The sequence below is a fragment of the Enterovibrio baiacu genome (genome assembly GCF_004120195.1).
Lineage (GTDB): Bacteria > Pseudomonadota > Gammaproteobacteria > Enterobacterales > Vibrionaceae > Enterovibrio > Enterovibrio baiacui.
Window position 1 is genome coordinate 342361 of the sequence record NZ_SCHN01000006.1, and the last position, 20160, is coordinate 362520.

15 protein-coding genes are annotated in these 20160 nt (G+C 47.8%); 9 read left to right on the plus strand and 6 right to left on the minus strand.

The features are described 5' to 3' along the window. Positions 1 to 104: 104 nt before the first annotated feature. The 4 genes from EQP46_RS04130 to gyrA form a co-directional block, all read right to left on the minus strand. A complete protein-coding gene (locus EQP46_RS04130; RefSeq protein ID WP_129492429.1) occupies positions 105 to 1232 on the minus strand; it encodes an ion channel in 1128 nt (375 codons plus the stop codon). 161 nt (positions 1233 to 1393) lie between these two features. Further along, positions 1394 to 2773: a uracil-xanthine permease family protein gene (locus EQP46_RS04135; RefSeq protein ID WP_129492430.1), complete on the minus strand. Its 1380-nt coding sequence runs from the start codon at positions 2771 to 2773 to the stop codon at positions 1394 to 1396. 321 nt (positions 2774 to 3094) lie between these two features. After that, positions 3095 to 4177 (minus strand): 3-phosphoserine/phosphohydroxythreonine transaminase, encoded by a 1083-nt coding sequence (gene serC / locus EQP46_RS04140; RefSeq protein WP_129492431.1) that lies wholly within the window; start codon positions 4175 to 4177, stop codon positions 3095 to 3097. 300 nt (positions 4178 to 4477) lie between these two features. After that, positions 4478 to 7144, minus strand: coding sequence for a DNA topoisomerase (ATP-hydrolyzing) subunit A (gene gyrA / locus EQP46_RS04145; protein WP_129492432.1), 2667 nt, complete (start codon positions 7142 to 7144; stop codon positions 4478 to 4480). 684 nt (positions 7145 to 7828) lie between these two features. Here gyrA and ubiG point away from each other — a divergent pair. The 5 genes from ubiG to yfaE all read left to right on the plus strand — a co-directional run bounded on the left by ubiG (position 7829) and on the right by yfaE (position 13449). Next, entirely contained in the window at positions 7829 to 8542 is a 714-nt protein-coding gene (ubiG, locus tag EQP46_RS04155; RefSeq protein WP_129492434.1) for a bifunctional 2-polyprenyl-6-hydroxyphenol methylase/3-demethylubiquinol 3-O-methyltransferase UbiG, read from the plus strand. An 81-nt stretch (positions 8543 to 8623) separates the two neighbouring features. Continuing rightward, on the plus strand, positions 8624 to 9280 hold the full coding sequence (locus EQP46_RS04160; protein WP_129492435.1) for an HAD family hydrolase: 657 nt from the start codon (positions 8624 to 8626) through the stop codon (positions 9278 to 9280). Between the two features lie 401 nt (positions 9281 to 9681). Next, entirely contained in the window at positions 9682 to 11961 is a 2280-nt protein-coding gene (gene nrdA / locus EQP46_RS04170) for a class 1a ribonucleoside-diphosphate reductase subunit alpha (RefSeq protein ID WP_129492437.1), read from the plus strand. A gap of 67 nt (positions 11962 to 12028) precedes the next feature. Continuing rightward, the gene (nrdB, locus tag EQP46_RS04175; protein WP_129492438.1) at positions 12029 to 13162 is read left to right on the plus strand and encodes a class Ia ribonucleoside-diphosphate reductase subunit beta; all 1134 of its coding nucleotides are present in this window, start codon (positions 12029 to 12031) and stop codon (positions 13160 to 13162) included. Continuing rightward, entirely contained in the window at positions 13159 to 13449 is a 291-nt protein-coding gene (yfaE, locus tag EQP46_RS04180) for a class I ribonucleotide reductase maintenance protein YfaE (RefSeq protein ID WP_129492439.1), read from the plus strand. The genes nrdB and yfaE overlap by 4 nt, the downstream gene beginning before the upstream one ends. Positions 13450 to 13522: 73 nt before the next feature. Here the strand turns inward: yfaE and EQP46_RS04185 are convergent, their stop codons facing one another. Both EQP46_RS04185 and EQP46_RS04190 read right to left on the minus strand, forming a co-directional pair. Then, positions 13523 to 14269 carry a DeoR/GlpR family DNA-binding transcription regulator gene (locus EQP46_RS04185; protein WP_129492440.1) on the minus strand — a complete coding sequence of 249 codons (747 nt, stop codon included), beginning with the start codon at positions 14267 to 14269 and terminating at the stop codon, positions 13523 to 13525. Positions 14270 to 14481: 212 nt separating this feature from the next. Next, entirely contained in the window at positions 14482 to 15255 is a 774-nt protein-coding gene (locus tag EQP46_RS04190) for a glycerophosphodiester phosphodiesterase family protein (protein ID WP_129492570.1), read from the minus strand. Between the two features lie 282 nt (positions 15256 to 15537). Here EQP46_RS04190 and EQP46_RS04195 point away from each other — a divergent pair, with 282 nt between their 5' ends. From EQP46_RS04195 to gad, 4 genes are all read left to right on the plus strand, one after another. After that, positions 15538 to 16551 (plus strand): C4-dicarboxylate TRAP transporter substrate-binding protein, encoded by a 1014-nt coding sequence (locus tag EQP46_RS04195; protein ID WP_129492441.1) that lies wholly within the window; start codon positions 15538 to 15540, stop codon positions 16549 to 16551. A 67-nt stretch (positions 16552 to 16618) separates the two neighbouring features. Continuing rightward, positions 16619 to 17095, plus strand: a complete 477-nt coding sequence (locus tag EQP46_RS04200; protein ID WP_129492442.1) for a TRAP transporter small permease — start codon at positions 16619 to 16621, stop codon at positions 17093 to 17095. Positions 17096 to 17104: 9 nt separating this feature from the next. Then, a complete protein-coding gene (locus EQP46_RS04205) occupies positions 17105 to 18391 on the plus strand; it encodes a TRAP transporter large permease (RefSeq protein ID WP_167482747.1) in 1287 nt (428 codons plus the stop codon). 306 nt (positions 18392 to 18697) lie between these two features. Then, the gene (gene gad / locus EQP46_RS04210) at positions 18698 to 20077 is read left to right on the plus strand and encodes a glutamate decarboxylase (protein WP_129492444.1); all 1380 of its coding nucleotides are present in this window, start codon (positions 18698 to 18700) and stop codon (positions 20075 to 20077) included. Positions 20078 to 20160 lie beyond the last annotated feature (83 nt).

The following is a 20160-nucleotide window of genomic DNA, read 5'->3' on the forward strand; positions in this document are numbered from 1 at the left end:
AGATCCTTTATTTTTCGTACTATGAGAGTAACGAAAAAGCAGCCGAGGGGCTACCCCCAGCTGCTCGGATGTTTCGTTTTACTGCTTTTCAGAATGATTTGCAGCTAACGCGTCATTTTCTTAACAAACACCACCACGAAGAGTGCGATAGTAAAACTGCCCGTAAATGCTTCGGTGGCAGCCACCAATCTCGACATGCCAATGGGAATAAAATCCCCGTACCCTAAGGTGGTAAAGGTGACGACACTGTAATAAAGACAATCAGAAAACGCCCAGAAGTTGTCTGCGAACGTTTGTTGTGCAGAATACGCAACGGTTTCGCCCGCAAATTGTATTCCCATGTAGAAGTAGATAATCGCACACCACAGAATCAGTGCTAACGAAAAGAAGATAACGCGGATAGGGCTTTCACCGTAACCACAGAATAAATCAACGGTTTTTGACATGGCGCGCTGAGTGGAAAACATTGGCATTTGGAAGCGACGCATTGTGAGTTCTTTTTGTAAAAAATATCCCGCCATCGTAAAGATGCCCTGCGCTTCGGATGCTTTGCGTAAATCACGATAGATCTCTTCTGATTGCTCATAGAGATCGAGGGCTTTCTCTAAATCTCCTTGCCGTTCGGCAACCCTACCTTCCGATTCTTGTTGGAGTAACGTCCCGATTTTAATGTTATCTATTTTGGTATCGGTGAGTTTTACGCCCAAAAGGTTACAGTTGATAAAACTTGCGCAATGAATGTTTGCATCATGTAAGTCCGCCTTCATCAAACTGCCGTTATCAAACTTTGCGTTGAACAGATGTGCATTCGTCATGTTCGAGCGGTAAAAATTTGCATAACTCAGATCATAGCCGCCGCCCGGCCCGTGCCGAACTAAATTCACGTCTTGCAAATCCGCGCGCTTAACAATGATGCCGCGTAGTTGCCCCCCTTGTTTTGCGAAGGCTTCGAGTCGCGCTTTGATGTCTTCTTGGTCTCTGGGCTGATTTTCATCATGCCAAAAACAAAAACCTGATTCCCCTGCGACCTCAGAGCAGACGTGCTCCTTGCCATCAGGATCGAGATACTGGCATGTATGGTGATGGGATTCTGGATTTTCACTGGTGTCCAACGGCGAGCTATCCGATGAGATAGAGCCGCTATTTTCGGGGGAAACTTGCGTTTGACTAGATGTAGAATCTGACACAATGGCTGCTCCTTTTTCTTGAGCAGCTTCAGAACGGTTTGACATAACTGCACCTCCAACTTTCTCAGTATAGAAACAAGAGGTGAGAATTGAGACAAATCAACGCCATTGAGTGCATATAAAAAGGCGACGCGTTGAAGTAACAGACTGGCTACTTCAACAAACGCCACACAGTGCACGTCGCTTTTTTGCAGTTTGACGCGCGCTTAATCGTCTTTATGTTCTTGTGGCAGCACAAGATTCAAGATGATGGCGGTAATACCACCCGCCGCCATGCCGGAAGAAAGAATGTTGCGGATCCACTCTGGCATAAATTGAAGGATTTCTGGTTTCTGCGCGATGCCCAATCCCATTGAGAACGACAGCGCCATGATCAGGATCGCTCGGCGGTTCAACTCACAACGCGAAATGATACGGATCCCCGATGCGGCAATCGTACCGAACATCACAATGGTTGCCCCACCTAAGACAGGTTCAGGGATGAGCTGAACCAAGGTTGCTACACCAGGGAGCAAGCCCAGCAGCACCAACATTCCCGCAATGAAGTAACCAATGTAGCGACTCGCCACACCCGTAAGCTGGATGATGCCGTTGTTCTGACTAAAGGTGGAGTTCGGGAAGCTGTTCAATACCGCCGCCAACGCAGAGTTCACACCATCAGCCAACACGCCACCTTTGATACGTTTCATGTAAATTGGTCCAGAAACTGGCTGCTCGGAGGTTTCCGATGTCGCGGTAATATCACCAATCGCTTCCAAGGACGTCACCAAGAACACGATGACAAGTGGGATCAGCAAACCCCAATCAAACGACAAGCCATATTGCATTGGCTGAGGAATCGCAATCCATTCGACATTTTCTGCCGGCGATGTGTTTACCATGCCAAAGAAGAACGCAACCAAGGTCCCTGATGCCATAGCAATTACGATGGAAGATACACGAAGGTAAGGATTATCAATGCGGTTAAGCAGCACAATCACACCCAGCACCGTCCCCGCAAGGGTCAAGTTCTCAAGGCTACCGAAAGTGCCGTTTTCGATCGCTGCATAACCACCGCCCATCGACGTTAAGCCGACTTGAATAAGCGTCAAACCAATCAAGGTCACGACAATGCCTGACACTAACGGCGTGATCACGCGCTGTGCATGCTCAAGAACGCGCGAAAGCAGTACTTCTGCCATGGCTGCAACCATGATGGTGCCGAAAATCGCTGCCATCATGGTTTCCACGCTCGCACCACCCGCTTTCATCGCAAGGCCTGTACCAATAATGGGGCCAAGAAAATTAAAGCTCGTCCCTTGAATGGAAAGCAAACCAGAACCCAGTGGGCCGATGGTACGGATCTGGATAAACGACGCTAACCCCGACGCAAAAAGAGACATGCTGACTATGGTGTTGGTGTCTGACGCTGGCAACCCTAACGCTTGGCAGATAATAAGAGACGGCGTAACCACGGCAACGAACATCGCAAGCAAGTGCTGAACAGCAGCGAAAAGTGTTTGTGGTAGCGGTGGCTTGTCATCAAGACGATAAACAAGTTCAGAATTTCTAACGGGCGCATCATTCGAAGACTGGGAAACACTCATACAACTCTACCTTTGAAGGTGGGACATTCACTATTACGCTGAATGGGTAATAGGCCCGACAGGTATCTTGCTCTGTGATTGCTGTTACTCAGAACACCTGAAAGGATAAACGTCTGATGTGAAGGAAATTTCGCGTCATTCTATAGTCAGAAAACAAAATAGCAAACGTTTGCGCAAGCATCGGAGCACAAGTGCTCACCGCGTAATCAATCGTTAATATCTTGTGGTAAAAAGGTGGGGTATTTGATCGCGTAGCGACGTTACTGGCACAAAAAAGCCGTCTTTCGACGGCTTTTCTTTCGTTAGGCTGCGAATGGTCGCTTAGGCATTTTTTGCTTCAAATGCTTTCATGAAAGCTACCAGCGCTTGCACACCTTCCAACGACATCGCGTTATAAATAGACGCACGCATGCCGCCCACTTCACGGTGACCTTTCAGTGCAACCAAACCTTGTGCTGCCGCTTCTTCTAGGAAAGCAGCATCTAGTTCAGGATTAGCAAGCTGGAAAGGTACATTCATTAGAGAGCGGTTATTTTCATGAATGTTATTCACATAGAAGCTTGATTCATCAATACAGCTGTAAAGCAGCGCCGCTTTCTCTTCGTTCTTAACGCGCATTGCTTCAACACCGCCTTGCGCCAGAAGCCATTTGTACACTTCTCCTGCAAGGTACCAACCAAATGTTGGCGGCGTGTTGAACATAGATTCTTTATCCACCAACGTGGTGTAATTCAGAATGTTCGGTAGAAACTCTTTCGCTTTGCCCAGCAGATCATCACGCACGATCACCAAGGTAATACCAGCAGGACCAATGTTCTTCTGTGCGCCCGCGTAAATCACACCGTATTTTGATACGTCGATTGGACGAGACAGAATGGTAGACGACATGTCAGCGACGATCGGCTTGTTCGTTTCTGGCAAATCGCGAATTTCAATACCATCGATCGTTTCGTTCGGGCAGAAGTGCACATAGGCTGCATCTGAACTCAATTTCCAATCTTTCGCGGGTAATACAGCGCGCTTACCGTCAATGGTCGTCAGCACATTCACGACGTGCGGGGTGCAATATTTCTTTGCTTCTTTAACGGCACTGTTTGCCCAGAAGCCAGCATCAATGTAATCGGCAATGGTATTGCTGCCCAGCAAGTTCATTGGCACAGCAGCAAATTGCGCGCGCGCCCCACCCTGACAATACAGGATGTGGTAATTCTCTGGGATAGAAAGTAATTCACGCAGATTTTTCTCTGCATCTGCCACTACCGCTAAAAACTCTTTGCTGCGGTGGGAAATTTCCATGACGGAAGAGCCAATGCCATTCCAATTCACTAACTCAGATTGAACGTTTGCTAAGACTTCTTGTGGCAACATCGCGGGGCCAGCTGAGAAGTTGTATACCTTTTCCATGATTATTGAATGCTCCTGCGTTACATCGCGAGACTGTAGCGTTTCCAAATACAATTGGATTATCCCTGAACCCAAATCGCGCCCTCTGCGCGGTCGTCGGAAACACTAGAAGAAAAATATGTTTCATCACCTTACCACCGTAATTGAAACGAGAAAAGCGGGACAAACGTGGCTTACACACAAACAGCACGAAGATGCGCGATTCACGCTTAGACAGGCGATTTAGGCATCAATAATGACGGGCATAAAAAAACGCAGCGAATGCTGCGTTTTTATTAGGCGCTAATAAAAGCGTGAAGATTACTCTTCGTCAGACTCGCTTTCAGCGTCGTCTTCAGCTTTTGGCGCTTCTGGTGCAGATTCTGCTGTTGGCGCATCGGCTGATGTTTCCGAACCTTCTACAACTTCACCGTCTTCGATGTTGTTGAGTAGTTCGTCTTCATCAGGTTCTTCGATACGTTGCAGACCGACAACCGCTTCGTCTTTGCTTGTGCGGATCAGTGTCACACCTTGGGTGTTACGACCAACCTGGCTCACTTCAGACGCACGCGTACGTACCAGCGTACCCGCGTTGGTGATCATCATGAACTCGTCGCCTTCGCTCACTTGAACCGCACCAACCACTGGGCCATTACGCTCAGACACCTTGATAGACACAACACCTTGTGTCGCACGGCTCTTCGCTGGGTACTCTTCAAGCTCAGTACGCTTACCGTAACCGTTTTCAGTCACAGTCAGGATATCGCCATCAACATGAGGAACGATCAGTGATACCACTTTATCGCCTTCTGCCAACTTAATACCGCGAACACCCGCCGCAGTACGGCCCATGCCACGTACCTGAGATTCGTTAAAGCGAACCACTTTACCGAAACGAGAGAACAGCATGATGTCGTTATCACCGGTTGTGATATCTACACCAATCAGCGAATCGTTCTCACGTAGGTTAACCGCGATGATACCCGCGCTACGTGGACGGCTGAAGTCAGTCAACGGCGTTTTCTTCACAGTACCGTCGCCGGTTGCCATGAAGACAAACTTGTCGTCTGAGTATTCTTTCACAGGCAAGATTGCTGTGATGCGCTCATTGGCCTCAAGCGGTAGCAAGTTAACAATTGGCTTACCACGCGCAGTGCGCGACGCAAGTGGCAATTGATACACTTTCAGCCAGTACATACGGCCGCGGCTTGAGAAGCACAAAATGGTGTCGTGCGTGTTCGCAACCAGAAGACGCTCAATGTAGTCTTCTTCTTTCATGCGAGTCGCTGACTTACCTTTACCGCCACGACGCTGAGCTTCGTAGTCAGTAAGTGGTTGATATTTCACATAGCCTTCGTGAGACAATGTCACAACCACGTCTTCTTGGTTGATCAGATCTTCGATATCGATGTCATGGCTTGCAGCGGTGATTTCGGTACGGCGCTCATCGCCATAGCCATCACGTACTGCTTCAAGCTCTTCACGGATAACTTCCATGAGGCGCTCTGGGCTAGACAGGATGAACATCAATTCGCCGATAAGTTGTAGCAGCTCTTTGTATTCATCAAGGATCTTTTCGTGCTCAAGACCGGTCAGTTTGTGTAAACGCAAGTCCAAGATAGCTTGTGCTTGTTGCTCAGTAAGGAAGTATTTTCCATCACGAACACCAAACTCATCTTCCAGCCATTCTGGGCGAGCAGCATCAACACCCGTTGCTTCAAGCATTGCAGCAACAGAACCTAGATCCCAACCACGTTGTTGTAGTTGTTCACGTGCAATCGCTGGGGTTTGTGCATTACGAATCATTTCGATGATTTCATCGATGTTCGCCAGTGCAATCGCCAAACCTTCCAAGATGTGGGCACGGTCACGCGCTTTGCGCAATTCGTAGATAGTACGACGTGTCACCACTTCACGGCGGTGATTCACGAAGCACTTCAGCATGTCTTTAAGGCCAAACAAACGTGGCTGGTTATTGTCCAGCGCAACCATGTTGATACCGAAAGAGGTCTGAAGTTGCGTTTGTGCGTATAGGTTGTTGAGGATAACCTCACCCACCGCATCACGCTTACATTCAACAACGATGCGCATACCGTCTTTATCAGACTCGTCGCGAAGCGCGCTGATACCTTCAATCTTCTTATCTTTCACCAGCTCGGCGATCTTCTCGATCAAACGTGCTTTGTTGACTTGATAAGGGATTTCCGTCACAACGATCGTTTCTTTACCGTTCTTCTCGACTTCGATTTCCGCGCGAGAGCGCAGGTAAATCTTGCCGCGACCGGTACGGTACGCATCTTCAATGCCCTTACGGCCATTGATCATTGCAGCTGTTGGGAAGTCTGGACCTGGAATGTGCGTCATCAACTCTTCGATAGTGATGTCTTCATTCTCAATGTATGCCAAACAACCGCTAACAACTTCCGTTAAGTTATGCGGAGGAATATTGGTTGCCATACCCACAGCAATACCCGAAGAACCGTTAACCAATAGGTTAGGAATTCGCGTCGGCATGACTTCTGGGATCTGTTCAGTACCGTCATAGTTAGGTACGTAATCGACGGTGTCTTTGTCGAGATCCGCCAATAGTTCGTGGGCAATTTTTGACATGCGAACTTCGGTGTAACGCATTGCCGCCGCAGAGTCGCCGTCAATTGAACCAAAGTTGCCTTGTCCATCAACCAGCATATAGCGCAGCGAGAAAGGCTGTGCCATACGGACGATGGTGTCATAAACAGCGCTGTCACCGTGTGGGTGGTATTTACCGATCACATCGCCAACAACACGGGCAGATTTTTTGTATGCTTTGTTCCAGTCATTGCCTAGTACATTCATCGCGAATAAAACGCGGCGGTGTACTGGCTTCAGACCATCACGAACGTCTGGAAGAGCACGACCAACGATAACTGACATCGCATAGTCGAGATAAGAGCTTTTCAGCTCCTCTTCAATGTTGACGGGCGTGATCTCTTTAGCAAGATCGCTCATGGAGCCAATATCCCTCAGGTAAGTATGTCAAAGATGACTACGTGCAAGACCGTAAATAATATCATAAAAGCAGCCAAAGAGTCACAGTCTAAACCAGAGATAAATCACGGATTACTCTTATTTTGGCGCTCTAAGGCTCAACAGGGCGAAAAAACGCTCAACTTCAAGGTGGAGGTTGATACTTTCATGATCATTGCTTACAGAGGCACTGAGTCAATTTTTGCCCGCGGCGTTTGAAACATGTTCAGTTCACGATTCAGCATGTAATAAAGGAAGGATGGATACAGTGAGAAACTGCTCCCAATAACCCTAGTTTAGTTAAGGTCAAATAACGCATGACACACTTTCGTGTTCATAAGGGGGCGCTATGATTTTTCACGCGATCAACGCTGTTGGGGTGGCGATTATTGTCGGTAAATACCTTTTATTTGGGCTGTTGGCAGCAGTGACCATCACCAATGCCACATAAGTTTCACTGACCATTCACCACGCACCGTACCATCGGCTTTGCCGAACCTTGTTGCTTTGGTAAAGCCGCCAGCATCGCTGCCTGCATGATTTCATTCCCCGCAACGCCGTACGCAATCACAAGCACCGATTCAGATCTTCATGCTTCTCAATGATCTGCATTTCCCATATATTTGTACCCAGACACTATAAGTAAGAGTTAGGGACAAACATTCGATGACAAATCAGGCCAATGTCGATCCGGCAGAAATTAAAAAATTCGAAGATATGGCGTCTCGATGGTGGGATCTTGAGGGCGAGTTTAAGCCCCTTCACCAGATCAACCCTCTTCGTTTGGATTACGTGATTGAACGTAGCAATGGCATCTTCGGCAAGAAAGTCCTCGATGTAGGATGTGGCGGCGGTATCTTAGCCGAGAGCATGGCGAGAGAAGGTGCAGACGTAACCGGCCTAGACATGGGTAAAGAACCTCTTACCGTGGCGCGCTTGCATGCCCTAGAAACAGACACCAAGGTAAAGTACATCCAATCAACGGCTGAAGAACACGCGGCGAGCAATGAAGCACAGTATGATATCGTGACATGCATGGAAATGCTTGAGCATGTGCCCGACCCTGCATCTGTCATTGCATCGTGTGCGCGCATGGTAAAACCCGGCGGTCATGTTTTCTTTTCGACGTTAAACCGAAATACCAAATCTTGGCTGTTTGCGATTGTGGGTGCCGAGCACATCATGAAAGTCGTGCCAAAGGGCACACACGATCATAACAAGTTCATTCGTCCTTCTGAGTTATTGCGCATGGTGGATGCCACGCCGCTACAAGAACGGGCAATGACAGGTCTTCATTACAACCCGCTGACAGAGCAGTATTGGTTGTCTCCGAAGAATGTAGACGTGAACTACATCGTACATACTCATTACCCGGCTTAAACCGGGTATTTTTTTGTCTGATAGTTATCGACGGCAACCCAGTTACACCTTACCCAGCCCTCAACCACGTAGAGAAAACACATGGACGTTAATGTAAAAGCGGTTCTGTTTGATTTGGATGGCACCTTGCTAGATACCGCTCCCGACATGGCAAATGCTGCCAATTGTGTGCTGGCTGATTATGGTTTATCTCCTCTAAATGCGCGCCAGATTCAAGCAAACACCAGCTATGGCGCACGCGGATTGTTACGGGCAGGCTTTGGCGACCAGATTGAAGGCAAAGATCTTGGTGCGCTGAGAGAATTATTCCTTCAGCATTACGCCAACAATATATGTACGACGACACAGATCTATTCAGGCGTGGTGACGCTGCTTGATGGTTTAGAGGCCATGAACGTGCCGTGGGGCATTGTGACAAACAAGCCGGGCTTTCTCACAGAGATGCTTCTTCCCTATTTCCCTCGCCTTCTTTCAACGGGCACCTTGGTCTGTGCCGATACCCTAAGCAAAGCCAAGCCGCACCCAGAACCGCTTCTGCACGCCGCCAAGGCACTCGGTATCGACAATGAAGCTTGTCTATATATAGGGGACATTGAGGGAGACATCATCGCAGCCAATGCTGCGAACATGATTTCCGCTGTTGCAGCATGGGGTTATATCGGCAGCGAGCACAAACCACTCGAGTGGGATGCAGATCTGGTTTTTAACAAACCTGAAGAGATTCTGTCATTATTCTGATCCCTATCACACCCACCTTGAGCACAATTTAACCGAATAACAGGGGGTTATCTCGATTCACTGTTTGTACCTTGAGGCAAGATAAAAATCTTTTTTTATTTCGAATTGATGACAGAAAAATGATTGATTTTCTCTATGCTGTTGCCGTTATTGGGATAAAGGGGTGAGTAACCACTAACAATGTATTTCTAATCCCCAAGATATCCACAGAACGCCCATTTTACCCAACTTGCAATATCCTCCCTTCAACACTATCTTGTTACTCAAGTCAGGCAGCAGCCCTATATGTAGTGTTTGAGCATCTACTTCATTAGTTTAACATTGGTCACAAAAAATTTGCGTGAACAGTGAGAATTGCGAAAAACACGTCTTCAGGCATGGATACACCAGGAACAAGATAAATGAACCAACAAATTACCGTTCAAAAGCGCAGTGGCGTGAAGGAAAACATCGATCTAGACAAAATCCACCGCGTTATCGACTGGGCAGCTGAGGGCCTCGACAACGTCTCTGTTTCACAAGTCGAACTCCGTTCTCACATCCAATTTTACGACGGTATCAAAACTGAAGACATTCATGAGACCATCATCAAAGCTGCTGCAGATCTGATCTCTGAACAAACCCCAGACTACCAATATCTGGCCGCGCGCCTTGCGATTTTCCACTTGCGCAAAAAGGCTTACGGCCAGTTTGAGCCACCGACACTGGCCGACCATGTCAACAAAATGATCGACATGGGCAAGTACGACAAGCACATCATCGAAGACTACTCGACAGAAGAACTGAACATCCTTGATGGTTACATCGACCACTGGCGCGACATGAACTTTTCCTATGCGGCAGTGAAACAGCTTGAAGGTAAATATTTAGTACAGAACCGTGTTACGGGCGAAATCTACGAAAGTGCACAGTTTTTGTACATGATGGTTGCAGCATGTCTATTTGCAAACTACCCGAAAGAGACACGCCTCGATTACATTCGTCGTTTCTACGATGCGGTGTCTAAATTCAAAATTTCATTGCCAACGCCAATCATGTCCGGCGTTCGCACACCAACCCGTCAGTTCAGCTCATGCGTACTGATTGAGTGTGATGACAGCCTTGATTCCATCAACGCCACCGCGAGTGCGATTGTGCGTTACGTAAGTCAGCGTGCAGGCATCGGTATCAATGCAGGTCGAATCCGCGCATTGGGCAGCCCTATCCGTGGCGGTGAAGCTTTCCACACTGGGTGTATTCCGTTCTACAAATACTTCCAAACAGCGGTTAAGTGTTGTTCACAAGGCGGCGTTCGTGGTGGTGCAGCGACACTGTTCTACCCAATGTGGCACCGTGAAGTTCAAAACCTGTTGGTATTGAAGAACAACCGTGGTGTTGAAGAGAACCGTGTTCGTCACATGGACTACGGCGTTCAAATCAACAAGCTGATGTACACCCGCCTCATCAAAGGCGAGAACATTTCATTGTTCTCACCGTCAGATGTACCAGGGCTATACGACGCCTTCTTCGCGAACCAAGAAGAGTTCGAGCGTCTGTACACGCAGTACGAGCAAGACAGTTCAATTCAACGTGAAACAGTGAAAGCAGTAGAGCTTTTCTCTTTGATGATGCAAGAACGCGCGTCGACAGGCCGTATCTACATCCAAAACGTTGACCACTGTAATACGCACAGCCCATTTGACCCTGAGGTTGCACCGATTCGTCAATCGAACCTGTGTCTTGAAATCGCGTTGCCAACCAAGCCGTTGACGAACGTGGAAGATGACCAAGGCGAAATCGCATTGTGTACGCTGTCAGCGTTCAACCTTGGCGCACTGAACAACCTTGATGAATTAGAAGATCTGGCAGACCTGACAATCCGCGCGTTGGATTCACTGCTTGATTACCAAGATTACCCACTGCCGGCAGCTTACAAAGCGACCATGAACCGTCGCACCTTGGGTGTTGGTGTGATTAACTACGCTTACTACCTTGCGAAAAACGGCGTACGTTACTCAGACGGCAGCGCAAATGGCTTAACGCACCGCACATTCGAAGCGATTCAATACTACCTATTGAAAGCTTCTGTCGGTTTGGCAAAAGAAAAAGGTGCATGTCCGTTGTTCAACGAAACAACGTACTCGAAAGGCATTCTTCCAATCGACAGCTACAAGCGTGATTTGGATAACGTGTGTGAAGAACCGCTTCACTACGATTGGGAAACATTGCGTGGCGAAATCGTTGAACACGGTCTGCGTAACTCAACCCTATCTGCCCTGATGCCTTCGGAAACCTCTTCACAGATTTCGAATGCGACAAACGGCATTGAGCCACCACGTGGTTTCGTTTCTGTTAAAGCATCGAAAGACGGCATCTTGAAGCAAGTTGTGCCTGAGTATGACAAGTACAAAGAAAACTACGAGTTGCTTTGGAACATCGAATCGAACGACGGCTACTTGCAGTTGGTTGGCATCATGCAGAAATTTATCGACCAAGCGATTTCTGCCAACACCAACTATGACCCAAGCAAACAAGTTGGTGGTAAGACACCAATGAAACTGCTTCTCAAAGATTTGCTAACGGCTTACAAACTGGGCGTGAAAACCCTGTATTATCACAACACACGTGATGGTGCAGACGATGCTCAACAAGATTTGGCAGCACAAGATGATGATTGTGCAGGCGGCGCTTGTAAGATCTAAGACTACATTCGGGAGGGAGCGATAGCTCCCTCTTTAAGGTTTAATTCGAAACGGTATATTTACGGTAATGGCTTACAGTACTTTTTCTAAAGAAAACAACAATGCGCTCAAAGAACCGATGTTTTTTGGCCAGCCAGTTAATGTTGCTCGCTACGACCAACAAAAGTACGAAATCTTCGAACGCTTGATTGAGAAGCAACTGAGTTTCTTCTGGCGTCCAGAAGAAGTGGACGTGTCTGGCGACCGTATCGATTACAACAAGCTGCCTGAACACGAGAAGCATATCTTCATCAGCAACTTGAAGTATCAAACGCTATTAGATTCCATCCAAGGCCGCAGCCCGAACGTAGCGCTGCTTCCGCTGGTTTCTATCCCTGAGCTGGAAACTTGGATTGAGACTTGGTCGTTTTCTGAAACGATCCACTCTCGCTCATACACTCACATTATCCGAAACATCGTGAACAACCCTGCGTTGGTCTTCGATGACATCGTCGATAACGAGCACATCATCAAGCGTGCTGGCGACATTGCTAAGTACTACGATGATTTGATTCAAGCCACCAGCGACTATCACCGTTTAGGTGAAGGTGAGCACACCATCAATGGCGAAACCGTTGTCGTTTCTCTTCGTGAATTGAAGAAGAAACTGTATGTGTGCCTGATGTCGGTGAACGCACTAGAAGCCATTCGCTTCTACGTGAGCTTTGCATGTTCATTTGCGTTCGCTGAACGTGAATTGATGGAAGGCAACGCAAAAATCATCAAACTGATTGCGCGTGATGAAGCACTGCACCTGACCAGCACACAACACATGCTAAACATTCTGCGTAGCGGCGAAGACGATCCTGAAATGGCGGTCATCGCGAAAGAGTGTGAGCAAGAGTGTTTTGAGCTGTTCAAAGCGGCGGCGGAGCAAGAAAAAGAGTGGGCAGAATACCTGTTCAAAGACGGCTCAATGATTGGTTTGAACAAAGACATTCTTTGTCAGTACGTGGAATACATTTCTAACCTGCGCATGTCTGCGGTGGGTCTGAAACCTGCGTATGCGAACGCCTCTCAAAACCCGATTCCTTGGATCAATGCATGGCTGTCTTCTGACAACGTTCAGGTCGCGCCACAAGAAGCAGAAATCAGTTCATACCTTGTTGGCCAAATTGATAACGACATGAACATCGATGATTTGGGTGACTTCGAACTATGAGTCAAATCACTATCAAAGTGAATGGCGAAATGCTGGTGGGGAATACTCATCAGCCTCTGCTCGAACAACTCGAGCAATCAGGACTTCAGCCTGAATTCCAATGCCGTAACGGTGTGTGTGGTGCTTGCCGCTGCAAACTCGATAAAGGCACAGTCTCACAGCAAGATGCGATGGCGTATGTTGCCGCGGGGGAAATATTGACCTGCGCTTCCGTGCCTTCTGGCAACGTAGAGCTGGAATTCGACTATCAGCTTTCCTTTGTAGCAAAAAAAGCCGCGAACCTCTGACTCGGTCTCGCGGCGCTTTTTTGTTGCGTCTCTTTATCCAGTTCCACTGTCCAAAAGATGCGTAGCGTGAATGCTAAACGTCTGACGCCACCATGCTGACGGGCAACTCTGCACTCAGTCCAGACTTGTTCGTAAAAATACGAGAAAAGCGCGAAAGTGACGCCACTTTGACTGACGCAAATCGCTCCCACTTGCTCGCATCCGCCATCAGCCAACACGCTCTGGCATTCGCGATAATCGCCTTTGAAACATCCGCCTCTTGGGTTTCATGTTCCATCGCAACCTGCGTTGACGATATCGAGCCACACCCAACAATGCCAATGTCCGCCTCAAATGCATCGAAAAATTGCACAGCGCTCGAGCCCACAACGTCCTGGTGATCGCTTCTCACAAGACCACCTGTAATGAGCACTTCAACACCGGGCGCATTTTCTAAAATTCGTAGAACCTGAAGGTTGTTTGTCACCACCCTTAACTGCTTCATACCAGACAAGTACTGCGCCACATAGCTTGCAGACGTTCCGATACCAATGAATACCGTTGCCCCATCAGGTATTTCAGACGCCACACGATGTGCCAACGCCTTTTTCACACCAGATTCAAGATCGTAACGAAATTGGTATGTTGTATTGGTCAGCACCGCTGGCAAACTCACACCGCCGTGAACACGCCGAGCAAGCCCCTTTTCAGACAGAGCATTAACGTCACGACGCACCGTTTGCGTTGTGATCGAAAACATCTCTGCAAGCTCCTCAACCTGAACGTTGCCATTGCGATGAATATAATCAAGGATCTGACGTTGGCGGTCGGTTACTTCCATTATTTACTCTACTTAAGGTTATACCCAAACAACCTGAAGATGCAGGATTCAGCGAGGTTTACTGACGTTATGATCTAGGCGTCCCTTTGCCGATGTAGTGATCTCCATCAAAAAGGGATAACACCGAGCATGGCGTCAGTAAACTCGCCCGAAGGGAGGCCCTCAGTGCGTCCACTTCATCGTTAAATTCCTGTGAAATAGAATGACTATTCCTACAAGAATTTGCCTTGAACTGAACGCACTGATGGCCTCTGACATCGAGCATCTTCAGGTTGTTTGGGTATAAACAGCGTTGGGTCATCCGTGATGATATTATCTACCCCCATCGCAATGAACGCATCCGCTTTCTCACTCTCGTTCAACGTCCAAATGTTCAATATGTACCCTTTACCTTTGATCTCTTTTGCCAGTTCTGGCGTCAGCATACGATGATCAACATGTACGCTGTAGAGCCCAACATCATCAAATGCATGCAGATCGCTGATGTTGCGCTTATCGGCAATAAACCCAAATCGACACTGCGGTATCGCTGCTTTACAACGCAGTAGCGCGTCTTTAGAGAAACTGCTGATTAACAGCTTTTCAGCAGGAAACGCCGAGGAGGCCAACACCGCCGACACCGCATCAACCAGTGGCGCTACCTGAGCATCACGGTAAACTTTGATCTCTAGGTTGATGCTCATGCCCTCATCGACACAAAAAGACAAGGTTTCCTCTAGCGTTGGAACACTCTCGTTGGTGTGTGCTTTATCGAACCAACTTCCCGCATCCAAGTTTTTCAGCGCAGAGACATTAAATGCGCCTAACTTCCCTTCTCCATCCGTGCAGCGATCAACGGTGTCATCATGGAAAATAACAGGCACCCCATCAGCACTGAGTTGTGTGTCAATTTCAACCCAATTAAGCCCACACTCAGCCGCTTTGCGGATGCCAGACAGCGTATTTTCCGGTGCTAATGCCGCTACGCCTCTATGTCCAATGATCATTTCCTTTCCCATTCATGTTCATATGAAAACCAAACTGCCTTGTTGAGCATAATAGCGATCTGAACATTCTAAAAATAGGGATTTCAGTGCATGAGTCACATTCAATTTGGCTTTGTTAAGATGATCACAGCGTTCGTATGAACATTTAGATGTTCATTTGAAACTATTTCCAATTGCTATATCTTGCGTTAGAGATCGTCATATCTTCTCGAGGCATATCACATTTTCATGCTTGGTTAAGGTAAAAACGGACTTTCTAAAAATAAGAAGGGAATGAACAATATGAAAAAATTACTACTTGGTACCGTGCTTTCTGCCTCAACGTTATTCGGATTTGGCATGGCATCAACTGCTGCTATCGCAAGCGATAACGACCCTGTAAAAATCAATATGAGCCTTGTCTTCACCCAAAACGAACTGCTCACGCAAGAGCTGATCAAAGTGGCTGACAAGATCAAAGAACGCACTGATGGCGGCGTAAATATCAAGGTATTCCCTGGTGGGCAATTACCCGTTTACAAAGATAACCTTGAACAGGTTGTGAATGGTGCAAACTGGATTGCGGTTGAAGATTTAAGCTACCTTGGCGATTACGTACCAGATTTCGCAGCACTTGCGGGTCCTATGCTTTATACCTCGTACGATGAATACCTCGCCATGATGGACTCTGACTACGTTGCTAACCTCACAGAGCAAGTTGAGAAGAAAGGCATCAAGGTACTGAGCGCCGATTACATCTTTGGCTTCCGCCATATGATCACAAACAAAGAGATCAAAACGCCAGAAGACATGAAAGGCATGCGCATTCGTGTTCCAGGCAGCCAGCTGTTTATTAACACCCTCTCTTCGATGGGCGCATCACCGGCGGCACTTCCTTTCCCAGAAACATACGCAGGCGTTCAGCAAGGCGTTGTTGACGGTTTAGAAGGTTCAATTCTGACCATGTATTCGACCAAGATTTACGAAGTGGCGAAAAACATGTCTAAGACAGGTCACTTCCTAGGCACAGTGGGTCTGTACATTTCACCAAGCGTTTGGGACAAGCTTTCTGATGAGCAACAAAAAATCGTCATGGAAGAAATCAACGCAGGTGCAAAATCTAACACTGCCTCTTTGGTGAAGCTTGATGCCGAGTATGAGCAAAAGCTGAAAGAACAAGGCGTGACGTTCAACGAAGTCGACACCGCTGCGTTCAATGCACTCACGGCTGACGTATACAACCAGTTCCCATCTTGGAGCGAAGGTGTACACGGCACAATCAATGCTGAACTAGAAAAAATCCGCGCAGCCAAGTAACCGCCTCATCTTTGCCCCGGCACCACGCTGGGGCAAATTTCATCTGCCTCACCGTCCTGGAGTTACAATGCGGCTTTTAGCTAACTTAGAAGAAATTTTAGCGTCGATAGCCATTTCCGTCACTGTCGTGGTCGTCATCGTGAATGTGTTTCTTCGCTACTGCCTTGGGTTTGTCGTGCCTTGGAGTGAAGAGCTGTCGGTCATCTGTTTTACATGGTCCGTCTACTTCGGTATCAGTTCTTGCTACAAACACAAACTACACATGGGCGTCGATGTCATCATGAGTTTCATTCCTCAAAATGGACAGCGTTATTTCAGACTGCTTATTTCGCTTTTCCTTTTGGCATTGAACGTCACAATGGCCTACCTCAGCGTCAACTACACCATGCTTTCGACGAAAGTCACCCCCGTCATGGGGATGTCATATTTCCCAATCAACAGCGTGTTGGTTATCTGCTTTTCTTTGATGGCAATTCATACCATCAGATTCATCATTGATGATTTAAAGCCGTCAGATAGCAACACGTTAAATGAAACACAATAGGTGATCGCTGTGGATATCTATATACCTATTATTCTGCTCTTCATACTGTTCCTGCTTAACATACCGATTGCCTTTTCGTTGATCGCTTCATCGATGTATTACTTCCTGTTTATCAACGACTCAATCCCTGTCAGCTTGGTGATGCAGCGGTTTATTTCTACCGTTTCTTCGTTCCCTCTTCTTGCTATCCCTTTCTTCATCATGGTTGGCTCAATCATGAACTACGCGGGAATAAGCCGAAACTTGCTGGCATTTGCGGATTCACTGATAGGACATCGGGTGGGTGGTTTAGCGCACGTCAATGTATTGCTCAGTACCTTGATGGGCGGCATTTCAGGCTCCGCGAACGCAGACGCCGCGATGCAATCAAAAATCCTCGCCCCAGAGATGACGAAACGTGGTTATGACCTGCCGTTTACTGCAGCCGTTACCGCCGCGTCGTCTAGCATCAGTCCTGTTATTCCGCCGGGTATCAATCTCATCATCTTCGCATTGTTGGCCAATGTTTCCGTGCACTCCATGTTTATCGCTGGGTATGTCCCTGCGTTTATGATGGCTGCGTCTTTGATGATCACGATTGCATTTATCTCGAAAAAGCGGAAGTACAAACCCTCTCGTGTCCATCCCGCATCCGGCAGAGAAAGGCTGAGCTATTTTGGCAAAGCCGTGCCTGCGCTGCTCATTCCGTTTGGTATTATTCTGGGTATGCGATTTGGTCTGTTCACGCCAACAGAAGCAGGCGCAATTGCGGTGTTGCTGTGTTCCGTCATTGGCTTTGCGATCTATCGAGAATTGAAGATCCATCACTTTGCCGCGATATTACGTGAGACCATTCAAGGCACGAGCAGCGTGATGTTTATCATCATCGGGGCGATGGTGTTTGGCTACTACATGACGCTGGAACAGATTCCACAGAACGTGGCGTCCATGCTCATTAGCCTGACCGACGACAAGAACGTACTCCTGCTCATCATCAACATACTGCTGATTGTGGTGGGTATGTTTATTGAGGGTGGCGCGGCGATGATTATCTTAACGCCTCTGCTGCTGCCTGCAGTATTAAACCTGGGCGTAAACCCGGTTCACTTCGGTATCATCATTATCGTGAACATCATGATTGGGGGCGTGACGCCGCCATTTGGTTCCATGATGTTTACCGTCTGTTCGATATTGAAGGTAAGGATGGTCGACTTTGTCCGTGAAGCCGCTCCCTTGCTCGCGGCACTGTTCACTGTCTTAATGATTTTGACCTACTTCGAAGGCTTGGTGATGTTCTTACCGAACCTCTTTAAGTAATCAGATGAAATCCGCAAAGCGCGCCTTCCAAAGGCGCGCTTTTTTCTTGCATCAATCCCTCATTTTCGAAAAGGAAGGCTAACCTTACTCCTCACTTCAAACTGTTTGAAAGCAAAGATTAAAACCTTCACACACCGCCGTTTCTCTCCCCCAATGAGGGTTGTTGCTAAAACAAAGGACATCCGTCACGGTATTTTTTGACTATACCTATCTGTGCTTAAACCGCTTGTATCTACCTTATACACAAGCATCTCTTCAAGGGTTTACCGAGACACCTAATAATAAGCACATTAAGGAGCACCAAAGATGGGACTGCACTACGGGAAAGAAAAAGGCGATAACTGCGAAGACCTCTACGAAGAAGTCCTCTCTCGCAAACAGCTACCTAAGTTCTCACTCCCCGAAGAAAGCCAGCCCGCAGATCTTGTCGCACAATTATTGAAAGATGAGCTTCTGATGGATGGTAATGCACGCCAAAATCTCGCGACGTTTTGCTCGACATGGATGGAGCCCAGTGTTCACGAAATCATGGATGTTTGTATCGATAAAAACATGATCGATAAAGACGAATATCCTCAAACTGCCGAAATTGAATCACGTTGCGTACACATTCTTGCCAAGCTTTGGAATAGCCAAGAAAGCGAAACGACAGTAGGTTGCTCAACCACAGGTTCCTCTGAAGCCGCCATGTTGGGTGGCCTTGCAATGAAATGGCGCTGGCGCAAAAAACGCGAAGCACAAGGGCTCGCCACCGACAAACCCAATATTGTGTGTGGCCCTGTGCAGATATGCTGGCACAAGTTTGCCCGCTACTTTGATGTTGAAATGCGAGAAATCCCACTCGATGGCGACGAAGTCTGCATGAACCCAGACAAGCTTGCAGAGTATGTCGATGAAAATACCATTGGCGTTGTGCCGACGCTTGGCGTGACCTATACCTGTGTGTTTGAACCTGTAGAAGTGATCTCGCAAAAACTCGATGAACTGCACGCCGAGAAAAGCATTGATGTACCCATTCATGTTGATGGCGCATCCGGTGGGTTCATTGCCCCATTCGTTAACCCCGAGTTGAAGTGGGATTTTAGGCTACCTCGTGTTGTCTCTATCAATAGCTCTGGCCACAAATACGGCCTCGCCCCACTCGGTGTGGGCTGGGTGGTATGGCGAGATGCTGCACACCTTCCTGAAGAGCTCGTCTTTGATGTCGATTATTTAGGCGGGCACATGCCAACATTTGCGCTGAACTTTTCACGCCCCGGCGGGCAAATCGTGGCGCAATACTACAACTTCCTGCACCTCGGCTTTAATGGCTATAAGGGCATTCAAGAAGCCTGCCTGAGCACGGCACAATGGCTGGCCGATGAAATCGCCAAAATCGGTCCTTTCGACCTGTTCTACGATGGTCGAGGTGGCCTCCCTGCACTGAGCTACAGCCTAAAAGAGGGCGACTGGGGCTTTACACTCTATGACCTCTCTGACCGGATGCGCATGCGGGGCTGGCAGATTGCTTCCTACCCTCTTCCCGGTAACCGACAAGATACCGTAATTCAACGCATCATGATCCGGCACGGCGTAAGCCTCGATATGGCTTCGCTCATGCTCGAAGATCTGAAGCGATGCGTCGAGTACTTCCAGCAGTACCCACAAGTGCATTCCGGGGCGACATCCACGTTCCATCATGGATAGCGTCTTCGTGTAATCGCCCTGAACTGGCTCATTTAACTCGCTCAGTTCAACAACAGACAACCGTTAATAAACACACTCTTATT

Bases quoted from the DNA above. Each gene is read 5' to 3' on its own strand.
- EQP46_RS04200 (WP_129492442.1), top strand. From the start codon at position 16,619: ATGCGGCTTTTAGCTAACTTAGAAGAAATTTTAGCGTCGATAGCCATT.
- gyrA (WP_129492432.1), bottom strand. From the start codon at position 7,144: ATGAGCGATCTTGCTAAAGAGATCACGCCCGTCAACATTGAAGAGGAG.
- EQP46_RS04130 (WP_129492429.1), bottom strand. From the start codon at position 1,232: ATGTCAAACCGTTCTGAAGCTGCTCAAGAAAAAGGAGCAGCCATTGTG.
- serC (WP_129492431.1), bottom strand. From the start codon at position 4,177: ATGGAAAAGGTATACAACTTCTCAGCTGGCCCCGCGATGTTGCCACAA.
- EQP46_RS04195 (WP_129492441.1), top strand. From the start codon at position 15,538: ATGAAAAAATTACTACTTGGTACCGTGCTTTCTGCCTCAACGTTATTC.
- EQP46_RS04135 (WP_129492430.1), bottom strand. From the start codon at position 2,773: ATGAGTGTTTCCCAGTCTTCGAATGATGCGCCCGTTAGAAATTCTGAA.
- yfaE (WP_129492439.1), top strand. From the start codon at position 13,159: ATGAGTCAAATCACTATCAAAGTGAATGGCGAAATGCTGGTGGGGAAT.
- gad (WP_129492444.1), top strand. From the start codon at position 18,698: ATGGGACTGCACTACGGGAAAGAAAAAGGCGATAACTGCGAAGACCTC.
- EQP46_RS04160 (WP_129492435.1), top strand. From the start codon at position 8,624: ATGGACGTTAATGTAAAAGCGGTTCTGTTTGATTTGGATGGCACCTTG.
- EQP46_RS04185 (WP_129492440.1), bottom strand. From the start codon at position 14,269: ATGGAAGTAACCGACCGCCAACGTCAGATCCTTGATTATATTCATCGC.
- nrdB (WP_129492438.1), top strand. From the start codon at position 12,029: ATGGCTTACAGTACTTTTTCTAAAGAAAACAACAATGCGCTCAAAGAA.
- nrdA (WP_129492437.1), top strand. From the start codon at position 9,682: ATGAACCAACAAATTACCGTTCAAAAGCGCAGTGGCGTGAAGGAAAAC.
- EQP46_RS04190 (WP_129492570.1), bottom strand. From the start codon at position 15,255: ATGATCATTGGACATAGAGGCGTAGCGGCATTAGCACCGGAAAATACG.
- ubiG (WP_129492434.1), top strand. From the start codon at position 7,829: ATGACAAATCAGGCCAATGTCGATCCGGCAGAAATTAAAAAATTCGAA.